Raw genomic sequence first — 12,957 nt, forward strand, 5'->3', positions numbered from 1 at the left:
CATCCAGGGTTTGTGAATAAGTACAGGCGGCGCCGATATCAGCATCGGTGCCGCCTGATTTGCGTTAGAACAAGGAAGATGGCAGGGGTGCGTGCCATGGTGCGCATCCGATCATCTTATAAAAACTGTCGAACCGGCCACACTATCGGCCGGGATTGATATGGGGGGAACATATATGTCCGAATCCGCGTCACCGATTTCACGCCTGGTCATTGTCGGCGGCGGCACCGCCGGCTGGATGGCCGCCGCCTTCCTGTCCACCGTGTTCCGCCAATCCCGGCTGTCGCTGACGGTGGTGGAATCGGCGGAGATCGGCACGGTCGGGGTGGGTGAGGCCACCATTCCCCCCATCCAGTTCTTCAACAAGACCGTCGGCATCGATGAAGCGGAGTTCATGCGGGCGACCGAGGGCACCTTCAAGCTGGGGATCGAGTTCGTGGACTGGGTCCGGCCCGGCCAGCGCTACATGCACCCCTTCGGCCAGCCGGGGCAGCCCCTTCAGGGTTCGTCCTTCCATGCCTGGTGGCTGCGCCTGAAGGCGGCGGGTTATCCGCACCCGTTGTCCGATTTCTGGATGAGCGAGGTGCTGGCCTACAAGAACCGCTTCGACTTCCCCACCACCGATACGCGGTCGCCCAAGTCCAGCCTGTCCTACGCCTATCATTTCGACGCCGGCCTTTATGCCCAGTTCCTGCGGCGCATCGCCGAAGGCAGGGGCGTGCAGCGCATCGAGGGCACCGTCCGCCATGTGGCGCTGGATGGCGCCGACGGCACGGTGCAGCACCTGGATCTGAGTGACGGCCGCCGGGTGGAGGGCGACTTCTTCATCGACTGCACCGGCTTCCGCGGCCTGCTGATCGGCGACGCCCTGGGCCGGGAATATGAGGACTGGTCGCATTATCTGCCGGCCAACCGGGCGGTGGCGGTGCCGTCCGCCCGCGTGTCGGATCCGCTGCCCTACACCCGCGCCACCGCGAGGGCGGCGGGCTGGCAATGGCGCATCAACCTGCGCCACCGTACCGGCAACGGTTATGTCTATGTCGCCGACCACATCAGCGATGATGAGGCGGCGCGGACCCTGCTGGCCAACCTGGAAGGCGAGGCGCTGGCCGACCCGCGCTTCCTGCGCTTCACCACCGGCCGGCGCCGGCAGTCGCGGCACAAGAATGTGCTGGCGGTGGGGCTCAGCTCCGGCTTCCTGGAGCCCTTGGAATCCACCAGCATCCATTTCATCCAGCACGCGCTGATCAAGTTCGCCGCGACCTTCCCCCTGGCCAAGGATGATCCGGTGTCGGCCGGCCTTTACAACCGCATCATGGCGGATGAGCTGGAACAGGTGCGCGACTTCCTGATCTTCCACTACCACGCCAACCAGCGCGTGGGTGAGCCGCTGTGGGACCAGGTGCGCACCATGCCCATCCCCGATAGCCTGGCGGAGAAGATGGATCTGTTTCGTCACCGCGGCTGCGCCATCTTCCCCAACCAGACACTCTTCCAGGAACCGAACTGGCTGGCCGTCCTGCTGGGCCAGGAATTGACGCCCCAGGGGTATGACCCGCTGGTCGACAATGCCCCCCTGGATGAGATCCGTGCCGGTTTCGACGGCATGCGCCGCGCCATCCAGCAGGTGGCGGAATCCTGCCGCCCGCATGAGGCTTTCCTGGGCGGGACGCCGGCCGCGGCGAAGGCGCGGGCATGACGCTACCCGATGGCAACCCACTACGTCGCATCCTCATCGTCGGTGGCGGCACCGCCGGCTGGATGGCGGCCTGCGCCCTGAACCAGGCGGTGCGCGTCGCCGGCACCCAGGTCCATGTCGTGGAATCGGACGCCATCGGCACCGTGGGGGTGGGGGAGGCGACGCTGCCCGGCATCCGCCAGTTCAACCAGGACATCGGCCTGGATGAGGCGGCCTTCCTGAAGGCGACGCAGGGCACCTACAAGCTGGGGATCCAGTTCCCGGATTGGCGCGCCAAGGACACGCGCTTCTTCCACGGCTTCGGTGATTTCATCGTCAACACCGGTCCCTTTTCCACCCTGAACCATTGGCTGGTGGCCCGCGACCTGGCGGGGGAGGCGGCGGTCGGCAGCCTGGACGCCTATCATATGGCGGCGGTGATGGCGGAGGCCGGGCGTTTCACCACGCCGGAGGACGACCCCCGCTCCCCCTACCATTACTTCAGTTACGCCTATCATTTCGACGCCACCCTCTACGCCCGCCTGCTGCGCGCCAAGGCGGAAGGCGAGGGGGTGACGCGGCATGAGGGGCGCATCGTCGGCACCGACCGGGATCCGGAGACGGGGTTCATCCAGGCCGTGCGACTGGACGATGGCCGGGAACTGACGGCCGACCTGTTCATCGACTGCTCCGGCTTCGTCTCGCTGCTGGCCGGCCAGGCGCTGGCGGAACCCTTCGTCGACTACGGCCATTGGCTGCCGGTGGACCGCGCCTGGGCCGTGCCCTGCGCCAGCCATGGGCCCTTGCTGCCCTATACCCGGGCCACGGCGCTGGAGGGCGGCTGGCGCTGGCGCATCCCGTTGCAGCACCGCACCGGCAACGGCTATGTCTTCTCCAGCGCGCATGTGTCGGAGGAGGAGGCGCGTCAGCGTCTGCTGGACGGCCTGGATGGCGAGGTGCTGGCCGAACCTCGGCTGTTGCGATTCCGGACCGGTCGGCGTGCCCGCTGCTGGGTGGGGAATTGCGTGGCCATCGGTCTGGCCTCCGGCTTTGTCGAACCCCTGGAGTCCACGGCCATATCCCTGATCCAGGGTGGCATCACCCGGCTGATCGGCCTGTTGCCGGATCTGTCCTTCAACCCCGCGCTGGCGGTGGAGTACAACCGCGTCCAGGCGCTGGAGTTCGACCGCATCCGCGACTTCATCATCCTGCACTATGCCCTGACCCAGCGCGACGACACGCCCTTCTGGCGGGAACGGCGCGAGATGGCCCTGCCGGATAGCCTGGCCAGCCGTATCGAAACCTTCCGCGAGACGGGCCACGTGGTGCTGCTGAACGAGGAGAGTTTCCTCACGCCCAGCTGGCAGGCCCTGTTCATCGGTCTGGGCCTGATCCCCAGGCGCCGCGATCCGCTGATGGCCGCACAGAAACGGGTGGACGTCGTGGAATCCCTGCGCCTGCGCCGCACCAGCCTGGCCAACGCCGCCGCCCGCCTGCCCACCCAGGCGGAATTCCTGGCCCGGCGACCGGAACGGCCGTAGGACGCGCCCCTCGTCCGCCGGAGATTTCTGGGGAGCGTCAGCGGACTGGAAATCGAGGAAGCCAAGCCGGCGGATGCCGGCGCCCGGCATTTGAGGGGACACCACAAAAAGAAAAGGCGGCGGAGCCTCTCGCTTCCGCCGCCTTGCTCTTGTCCCCGACGTCAGTGGTTATCGCGCGGGATGCCGTAAGTCTGGGCCACGCGCTGGTACTTCACCGCCGGCTCCAGCACCGCGCCCTCGCCCAGCTGGCCGACCATGCTGCGCTGGATTTCCTGCCAGGGCGTCTGGCTGTCCGGGTACTTGTAGCCGCCGGCGGCCGCCAGGGCCCGGCGGCGCTCGGCCAGTTCTTCATCGCTGATCAGGATGTTGGCGGCACCGGTATTCAGGTCGATGCGCACCCGGTCACCCGTCTTCAACAGGGCGATGCCGCCGCCCGCCGCCGCCTCCGGCGACGCGTTCAGGATGGAGGGGGAACCGGAGGTGCCGGACTGCCGGCCGTCGCCGATGCAGGGTAGGGCCGTGATGCCCTTCTTGATCAGGTAGGCGGGCGGACGCATGTTCACGACCTCGGCCGCACCCGGATAACCGATGGGGCCGGCGCCGCGCATGAACAGCAGCGTGTTCTCATCGATGCCCAGGGCGGGGTCGTCGATGCGATGGTGATAATCCTCCGGACCGTCGAACACCACGGCCGGGCCCTCGAAGGCTTCCGGATCGTTGGGGTTGGACAGGTAGCGGTCGCGGAATTCCGGTGAGATGACGCTGGTCTTCATGATGGCGCTGTCGAACAGGTTGCCGCGCAGCACGAGGAAGCCCGCATCCTTCTTCAGCGGGTTGTCGTAGGGGCGGATGACCTCCGGCAGTTCGATGGTGGCCTCGCGGCAGTTCTCACCGATGGTCCGGCCGTTGACGGTCAGCGCCTTCTCATGGATCAGGCCCTGCTTCATCAGTTCGCCCACCACGGCGGGCACGCCGCCGGCATGGTGGAAGTCCTCACCCAGGTACTCACCGGCCGGCTGCAGGTTGACCATCAGCGGCACCTTGTGGCCGTGGGTCTGCCAATCCTGCAGTTCCAGCTCCGCACCCACATGGCGGGCGATGGCGGCCAGGTGGATGGGGGCGTTGGTCGATCCGCCGATGGCGCTGTTCACGACGATGGCGTTCAGGAAGGCCTCGCGCGTCAGGATGTCCGACGGCTTCAGGTCCTCATGCACCATGTCCACGATGCGCTTGCCGGTCGTATAGGCGATCTGCTGGCGTTCGCGATAAGGCGCCGGGATGGCGGCCGAGCCCGGCAGCTGCATGCCCAGCGCCTCGGCCAGGCTGTTCATGGTGGTGGCGGTGCCCATGGTGTTGCAGTAACCGGTGGACGGGGCCGAACTGGCCACCAGCTCGATGAACTTGCGCTGGTCGATCTCACCGGCCGCCAGCATTTGGCGCGCCTTCCACACGATGGTGCCGGAGCCCGTGCGCTCCCCCTTGTGCCAGCCATTCAGCATGGGGCCGACCGACAGGGCGATGGCGGGGATGTTGACGGTGGCGGCGGCCATCAGGCAGGCCGGCGTGGTCTTGTCGCAGCCGATGGTCAGCACGACGCCGTCGATGGGGTAGCCGTGCAGCAGCTCCACCAGGCCCAGATAGGCCAGGTTGCGGTCCAGGCCTGCGGTCGGGCGCTTGCCGGTTTCCTGGATGGGGTGCACCGGGAATTCGATGGCGATGCCGCCGGCCTGGCGGATGCCCTCGCGCAGGCGTTCGGCCAGCACCAGATGGTGGCGGTTGCAGGGGCTGAGGTCCGAGCCCGTCTGGGCGATGCCGATGATGGGCATGTCGGACTGCAGCTCATCCAGCGTCAGGCCGTAGTTCAGGTAGCGTTCCAGGTACAGCGCCGTCATGTCCGGGTTGTCCGGGTTGTCGAACCAGGCGCGGGACCGCAGTTTGGGCTTGTTGGACGGGGCAGTCATTTGGATGGAAGCTTTCTTGATGAGAAGGCGATCATGGGTTTGCAAGGATACCGGCGCCTCAGGGGGCGTCGGGGTCGGGCAGGGCCAGGCGGCCGAACCCTGATTCGATGACGGCGGTCATGGCATGCGCGGCCCGCAGGGCGTCGCCGGCCTCTATGGCGTCGACGATGGCGGCGTGGCTATCCACCACCGCCTGCTGCAAGGTCGCTTCATCCACTGGCGACGATAGTGAGAATGAGGCCAGCAATGCCGCCTCGATGACGCCGGCCAGCGACCGCATCATCGGGTTGCCGGACGCGGCGCTGACCGCGACATGGAATGCCAGGTCGGCCTCGGCGAAGCTGCGGCGGTCGTGCCCGGCCTGCGCCATTCGGGCCAGGGTGGTGCGCAGGAGGGCCAACTGACCGGCCGTGCGCCGGCGGGCGGCCAGGGCGGCGGCCCGCGGTTCCACAGCACTGCGCATTTCATAAAGGTGGCGGCGCATGGCGTCGTCCAGGCCCAGGCTGACACGCCAGGACAAAAGGTCGGCGTCGAAGAAGTTCCAATGCGTGGGGTCCTGCACCTTGGTGCCCACCCGCGTCTTGGAGATGACCAGCCCCTTGGCGGCCAGGGTCTTCATCACCTCGCGCAGGACGGTGCGCGAAATCTGGAAACGGATCAGCAGTTCTGGTTCCGGCGGCAGGTTCATGCCCACGGCCAGGGCCCCGCTCAGGATGTCCATGCCCAGGGTGCGCACGATCTGTTCGTGGTGGGAAAGGGGGCGTTCGGACAAGGCGGACAGACTCATAAGGTAGGGGCCTCGCGGGGGAGACGGTGGACCGGCACCGGGCAGGATGCCGGACGCGGTGCTGGGATGGATAATAAATAATATTATTAAATGAGCACGTCCAGTTCCGTGACGGAGTCGTGACCACGAACGGCGCCACTGTAGCGAAAACCGCACACGGCTGAATCAGCCTTTGGTCATCGCCTGGGCCTGGGATCACCGCGCCTTCGCCTGGGGCCACGATATCAGGCGGGCGTGCATTCCCTGACGATTTTGTCACCGTTCAGCCCCACCCATAGGGATGAGGCTGGCTGCGTGCCGGTCGCCGACCGCAATAAAGCCCCGAAAATAAACAAAAATGTCGGCCAGTGATGCGTCCGCACCACACAGGGCGGATAAATCATACGATATACGATATAAGATATTTGACATAAACGTGTCGTTCGCCGAACGTGGGGATGTCGCGCACTAACGGGGGTGCGCGGGTCTGGGAGATAAGAATGGCAAAGAGAGATCCGAACGCCGCCTCAGGGACGGCGCGGTGGGCTGCGCTTGCGGCGGGTACCGCCATGGTGGCCCTGATGGGGGCTGGTCCGGCACTGGCGCAGTCGGCATCGGACGCTGATGACCTGCAGGAAATCGTCGTCACCGGTTCGCGCATTAAGCAGGCCAGCCAAATGACGGCCAGCCCGCTGACGACGGTGGGCGCGCAGGAACTGGCCTACCAGGGCACGACGAATATCGAGAACGCGCTGAATCGTCTGTCGCAGGTGACTGCCGACGCGAACCAGAACGTTTCAAACGGTTCGGACGGCACGGCGCGCGTCAACTTGCGCAACCTGGGTTCCAACCGTAACCTGATACTGGTCGACGGCCAGCGCATGCTGCCGACGGAAAGCGCCGACCTGAACTTCATCCCGTCCTTCATGGTCGAACGGGTGGACGTGGTCTCGGGCGGCGCCTCGGCGGTCTACGGTTCCGATGCCGTGTCGGGTGTCGTGAACTTCATCATGCGCAAGGATCTGGATGGCGTTCGTGCCGACGTCCAGTACACCATTGCCAACCACGACAACGGCAACACCGGCCTGCGGTCGCTGAGCGATGCCAAGGGTTACTCCACGGCCCCGAACGATGTGTGGGACGGCATCCAGAAGGATATCAACGTCGCCGTCGGCAAGAACTTCGATAACAAGAAGGGCAATGTCACGCTGTACGCCGGCTATCACTACATGATGCCGGTGACGCAGGATAAGCGCGACTATTCCAACTGCGACCTGAACCTGGCCGACGCCAACACCTTCACCTGCGGCGGGTCCAGCAACACCGGCTACGGCGTGTTCGTGCCGCAGGACGCGATCGCCGGCGGCTACGGCAACACGCTGGTCAACAGCAAGGACGGCAGCAAGACCTGGGTCCCCTACACCAGCGCCTACGCCTACAACTACACGCCCAGCAACTACATCCAGCGTACAGACAAGCGTGAGACCGCCGGCCTGCAGGCGCACTACGATTTCGCCAACGAAATCCAGGCCTACGGCAGCTTCATGTACATGAACGACCACAGCTTGTCGCAGGTGGCGCCGTCAGCCCTGTTCCTGGGCACGAACTTCACCATCAACTGCGACAACCCGCTGATGTCGTCCTCGCAGGCGACGGCGCTGTGCGGCACCAATGCCGGCAGCTCCAACGATGCCAACACCCTGATCGGCTACCGCCTGACGGGTGGTGCGCCGCGTATCGACGACCTGCGTCACATCGATTATCGCGTCAACTTCGGTCTGAAGGGCGATATCGGGGATGGCTGGAGCTACGACGCCAGCTTCCTCTATTCCAAGACCGTCTTTAACGAGCACTACCAGAACAACGTCGACAACACGAAGGCGCAGCGCGCGCTTGAGGTGGTCAACGTCAATGGGGTGCCGACCTGCAAGTCCGTCATCGACGGCACCGACCCCAGCTGCGTTCCCATCAACGTCTTCCAGTACAACGGCATCAGCCAGGCCGGGTACAGCTACCTCTATTCCGACAGTCACACCCATGAGGATGACACGGAAAAGGTGGCCAACCTGTCCATCAGCGGCGACCTGGGCCGTTACGGGTTCCAGAGCCCGTGGGCGAAGCACGGCGCGGCCCTCGCCTTCGGTTACGAGCATCGCTCGGAATCCATGGTGTACGAGGCCGATGCCATCGCGCAGCAGAACGGCACCCTGCCGTCGTCCGGCAGCATCAGCGTCAACGAAGGTTATGCCGAGCTTCAGGTTCCGCTGATCCAGGACAAGCCCTTCATCCAGGACCTGCTGTTCAACGCCGGCTACCGTTATTCCAAGTATGACTACCTGGATGGCGGCGTCAGTACCTATAAGGCGGAACTGCAGTACGCCCCGGTCACGGACATCCGCTTCCGCGGCAGCTACAACCGCGCCGTCCGCGCCGCCAGCATTTCCGAGCTGTTCTCGCCGGTGACGCTGGGCAACGTTGCGGCCCAGGATCCCTGCGCCGGCGCCAGCCCCACGGCCACCTTGGCGCAGTGTGAGAAGACCGGTGTCTCCGCCGCCCAGTACGGCCACATCACGGAATGCCCGTCCGACGTCTGCGTGACCCAGGGCGGCGGCAACACGGCCCTGAAGCCGGAAACCGCCGACACCTTCACCGCCGGTTTCGTGCTGACCCCGACCTTCGCGCCGAGCCTGACGGCCACCGTCGACTACTTCAACATCTACGTTGAGAACTACATCTCGGCCTTGGATGCGCAGACGGTGATCAACCAGTGCGTCCAGACCGGCAACCCCTACTACTGCGGCCTGTTCCACCGCGCGTCCGGCTCCGGCATCCTGTTCGGTACCGACGGCTACATCGTGGCGGGCAATGAGAACACCGGCCACCTGCAGACCTCGGGCTTCGACATCTCCATCGACTACAAGCTGGCGATCGAGGACGTGATCGACCGCAACTGGGGTGACCTGGACTTCAGCCTGAACGGCACCGCGCTGTTGAGCCTGGAGACGGAGCCCCTGCCGGGCCTGGGTACCTATGACTGCACGGGCCTGTTCGGTCCGACCTGCGGCCAGCCCAGCCCGCGGTGGCGCCACCAGTTCCGCACCACCTGGACGCCGCCCAACATGGAAGGCACCAGCCTGTCGCTGAACTGGCGCTTCATCGGCCCGACGGCGCTGTCCAGCAACACCAGCAACGCCTTCCTGGCCTCTGACTACACCGGCATCAACGCCCGCATCCCGTCCTACAGCTACTTCGACCTGGCGGCCACCTACAAGATGACCGACTACCTGTCCCTGCGGGCGGGTGTGAATAACATCTTCGACCGTGACCCGCCGGCCATCGCTTCCAGCCTGCTGGGTGCCTTCGGCAACGGCAACACCTACCCCGGCGTCTACGACCCGCTGGGCCGGGTGATCTTCGTCGGTGCCACGGCGGAGTTCTAAGCCCAAGCTTCAAACGAAGAAATCCCCGCCCGGAGCGATCCGGGCGGGGTTTTTTCTTGGAAACCCGTGGCCTTGCGCCACAAAATGTCGTTTAAAAAGGTGAAGGCAGTTAAGATATTGACGGCTGCGCCGATCAATGTCCAAACAGCCATGAAGCCGGAACATCATCCCCACGGGCATGGGGGAAGAACGCTTCGGCGGCGGGGCTACCAAAACACGTTTCATGATGGGGACTGCTTTATGACGTTCTGGACGCGCCGTAAGGCGTTGGACGCTTTCGCGCACGTGGACCAAAGCCGTCAGCTGAAAAAGACGCTCAGCTGGCCGCACCTGGTGGCGCTGGGTATCGGTGGCATCATCGGTACCGGCATCTACACGCTGACCGGCATCGGGGCGGAGCGTGCCGGCCCCGCCGTCATTCTGGCGTTCGCCGCCTGCGGCGTGCTGTGCGCCTTCGCGGCCCTGACCTACGCCGAAATGGCCACCTTGATGCCGGCCGCCGGCAGCGCCTACACCTACACCTATTCGGTGCTGGGCGAGGGGCTGGCCTGGATCGTCGGCTGGTCACTGGTGCTGGAGTACGCGGTGACCTGTAGCGCGGTGGCGGTGGGCTGGTCAGGTTATATGGTCGGCCTGCTGAACAGCATGGGCATACATTTGCCGCCTTCCCTGATCGCGGGGCCGGCGGCCGGCGGCCTGGTCAACCTGCCCGCCGTGGTCATCACCCTGCTGGTGACGGCCCTGTTGTCCAAGGGCGCGAAGGAAAGCGCCACGGTCAACATCGCCCTGGTGGCCATCAAGATCATCGCGCTGGCGGTGTTCGTCGGCCTGACGGTGTTCAGCCTGGTGCCTGAGAACTTCCACCCTTTCATGCCTTACGGCTTCGTCAGCCACATGGATGGTGAAGGCCATGTGCGTGGCGTCATGGCGGCGGCGGCCATCGTCTTCTTCGCCTTCTTCGGTTTCGACGCCGTGTCGACCTCGGCGGAGGAGGTGAAGAACCCCGGCCGCGACCTGACCATCGGCATCTTGGGCTCCATGGTTGTTTCCACCATCATCTACATGGTGGTTGCGGCCTGCGCCGTGGGCGCCTGGCCTTTCGCGGAATTCGCCGCCAGCGGTGAGCCGTTGGCCTTCATCCTGCGCAGCCTGGGGCATCCCGGTGCCGCCTGGGGCATCGGTGCCGCCGCCATCATCGCCCTGCCCAGCGTCATCCTGGTCATGATGTTCGGCCAGACCCGCGTGTTCTTCGTCATGTCGCGCGACGGCCTGCTGCCGCGCTCGCTCAGCGACCTGGGCGCCAGCCGCCAGTCGCCGGTGAAGGTGACCATTCTGGTCGGACTGTTCGTGGCGCTGTTCGGCGGCTTCCTGCCGCTGGCCACCATCGCGGAGCTGTCGAACGCCGGCACGCTGGCGGCCTTCATCTCCGTGTCCGTCTGCGTCATGGTCCTGCGCGTCCGCCAGCCCGACATGCCCCGCCTGTTCCGCTGCCCGGCGGTATGGGTGGTGGCGCCGCTGGCGGTGATCGGCTGCCTCTACTTCCTCTATTCCCTGCCCGGCACCACGCTGCGCAACTTCGCCATCTGGCACGTCATCGGCATGGTGGTCTACCTGGCCTACAGCCGCCGCAACAGCCTGCTGAACAAGGCGGTGTGATCACGGATCCAAGAAAAAGGCCGCCGCCCCAGCCCGGGACGGCGGCCTTTTTTCGCTCGGGTTTTGCTTATCCCCGCCGTGCTTCACCCCAGGCCTTGGCCTGGCGGATGTAGTCGGCCATGGCGGCGCGCTCCTTGGTGAAGGTGTCGTCCACCACGGTGATGGTGGGGATGGCGCGCTGGTGGGGCGGGATCTCGGGCTTGTAATTGCCGAAGCCCGCCTCGTGCACGCCGGTGCTGCCGCGGCCGGGGGCCGGGCGGCTCAAATGCTCATAACTGCGCACGTGGCCGTCGTGGGCCGACGGATACAGCTTGTAGCGCGTCACGTGGCACATCGGGATGAAGGCCATCTGCGCGTCGTACAGCATCTCCCCCACCGGGGGGATGCCGGGGTGGCGGGCGGCCAGGTCCTGCACAAGTTGGCGGGTACCTTCATGCATGTCGGCCTTGGTGTTGTTGAGGGCGGCACCGGCGATGTCCAGGAAATAGCCGTCCACCCCGAACTGCTGGATGGTGGCGGAGATGCGGCCCCCCAGCCAGCGGCGCCAGGACGCCACGCCCAGATTCATGAAGGGCATCCAGCCGTCGCCCGTGCGGTCGTTGTCCCAATCCACCCAGTTCAGGTCGAAGGCGTCGCCATCGATGCGGTCGGTGGTGGCGTCAGCGAACAGCTTGAACTCCTCCCACACCTTGTTGGCGGAGTTGGTGCCGAACATGGGCACGATACGGAAGCCCAGCTTCTGCGCCTGGGTCACCAGGCGCTTGAAGCCCTCCGCCCCGCCCATGCGCGGGTCGGGCTGATACAGCGGATAGTTCCAGTAATACCGCCCGTCCCAGGCCGGCAGGAAGACCATGACCCGCTTCGGGTCGATCTGGCCGGCCGTCCAGCGCAGGGTGTCCAGGGTGCGGGCGTAGTCGTTGAAGATATAGCCGGTCCAGTGCGCGCCGTGGATGGACAGCACCAGGTCCACGTCGTGCATCCATTTGGGCATGTCGGGCCGGGTGGCCAGCGGCGGGATGCCGTAGGTCTTCTCCACGTGGGTGAAGTGGGGGGTGGCCGCCGCCGCGTAGTCCGCCGCCGGGCCCACCCGCCAGGGCGGGGTGGTCAGGCTGTTGGCCTTGGCCCAGCCCTCACCCTCATGGATCAGTTCCACGCGGTAGCCGTCCGGCCCCGGCTGGAAGAAGAAGCGGCAGGTGCGCACCGCACTCTGGCGCGCGGACAGGGCGTACAGCTTGCCATCGGCGGCCTTCAGCACGGCCAGCGGTGTCGCCATGCCCTGGAAGAAGTTGGGATATTCCCAGACCTTCTCATCATCCTTCAGGTCGGTGAAGTCCTGGCCGGAGATGGAGATCTCGCCGCGCGGCAGGCCCCGCACCACGGTGGTGATGGACTTCACCGGATGCTGCGCCTCGGCCTTCGCGGTCCATTCCACCGTGCCGTCGGCCTCGATCGTGAAGTCGGCCACCAGCTTGCCCGGCGCCTTTTCCTGCCCGCCGGCCCAGGTCAGGCCGTCGCAGGCCACCGTCACCCGGTTGCCGTCGCGCACCACCCGCGTCACCGTGGGATCGATGGCGTAGGCGTTCTCGTATGTCTGCACGCGGAATCCCACCAGCAGCGGGCCGATCTGCACCGACGCCTCGGGGAAGTCGAAGCTGAACTGCAGCACGGCGTCCCCCTTGGCCGGGGTGTAGACGCCGCTGCGCGATGTCAGCAGCTGCAGCTCGGGGCTGGTGGCCGGGGCCGCCGCCGCGCCGGCGAGGGGGGCTGCCAAGGCGGCGGTGCCGGCGCTGGCGGCCAGGAAGGTTCGGCGGGAAACGCTGTCAGGCAAGGTGGTCGCTCCTGTTCCGTTGTTTGTTCTTAAAATCCGCGTCGGCGGCGGTATCGTATATTGGATACAATATCGACGCCGGTATGA

The 12,957-nt window shown here is 65.7% G+C and carries 7 protein-coding genes; 4 read left to right on the forward strand and 3 right to left on the reverse strand.

The features are described 5' to 3' along the window. The first annotated feature begins 175 nt into the window (after positions 1-175). Positions 176-1,699: a tryptophan 7-halogenase gene (locus tag PW843_04775; protein ID MDE1145922.1), complete on the forward strand. Its 1,524-nt coding sequence runs from the start codon at positions 176-178 to the stop codon at positions 1,697-1,699. After that, complete coding sequence (locus tag PW843_04780) at positions 1,696-3,219, forward strand: tryptophan 7-halogenase (protein ID MDE1145923.1); 1,524 nt, start codon at positions 1,696-1,698, stop codon at positions 3,217-3,219. The genes PW843_04775 and PW843_04780 overlap by 4 nt, the downstream gene beginning before the upstream one ends. Before the next feature lie 161 nt (positions 3,220-3,380). Here PW843_04780 and PW843_04785 read toward each other — a convergent pair whose 3' ends face one another. Continuing rightward, on the reverse strand, positions 3,381-5,180 hold the full coding sequence (locus PW843_04785) for a dihydroxy-acid dehydratase family protein (protein ID MDE1145924.1): 1,800 nt from the start codon (positions 5,178-5,180) through the stop codon (positions 3,381-3,383). 58 nt (positions 5,181-5,238) lie between these two features. Next, a complete protein-coding gene (locus tag PW843_04790) occupies positions 5,239-5,952 on the reverse strand; it encodes a FadR/GntR family transcriptional regulator (protein MDE1145925.1) in 714 nt (237 codons plus the stop codon). A gap of 494 nt (positions 5,953-6,446) precedes the next feature. Between PW843_04790 and PW843_04795 the strand changes: the two genes are divergently transcribed. After that, positions 6,447-9,386, forward strand: coding sequence for a TonB-dependent receptor (locus tag PW843_04795; protein MDE1145926.1), 2,940 nt, complete (start codon positions 6,447-6,449; stop codon positions 9,384-9,386). Between the two features lie 240 nt (positions 9,387-9,626). Further along, the gene (locus PW843_04800; GenBank protein ID MDE1145927.1) at positions 9,627-11,042 is read left to right on the forward strand and encodes an amino acid permease; all 1,416 of its coding nucleotides are present in this window, start codon (positions 9,627-9,629) and stop codon (positions 11,040-11,042) included. A 67-nt stretch (positions 11,043-11,109) separates the two neighbouring features. On the opposite strand, the gene PW843_04805 is transcribed toward PW843_04800, so the two are convergent. Continuing rightward, positions 11,110-12,870, reverse strand: coding sequence for a hypothetical protein (locus tag PW843_04805; protein ID MDE1145928.1), 1,761 nt, complete (start codon positions 12,868-12,870; stop codon positions 11,110-11,112). Between the last annotated feature and the right edge of the window lie 87 nt (positions 12,871-12,957).

It is taken from the genome of Azospirillaceae bacterium (genome assembly GCA_028283825.1).
GTDB lineage: Bacteria > Pseudomonadota > Alphaproteobacteria > Azospirillales > Azospirillaceae > Nitrospirillum.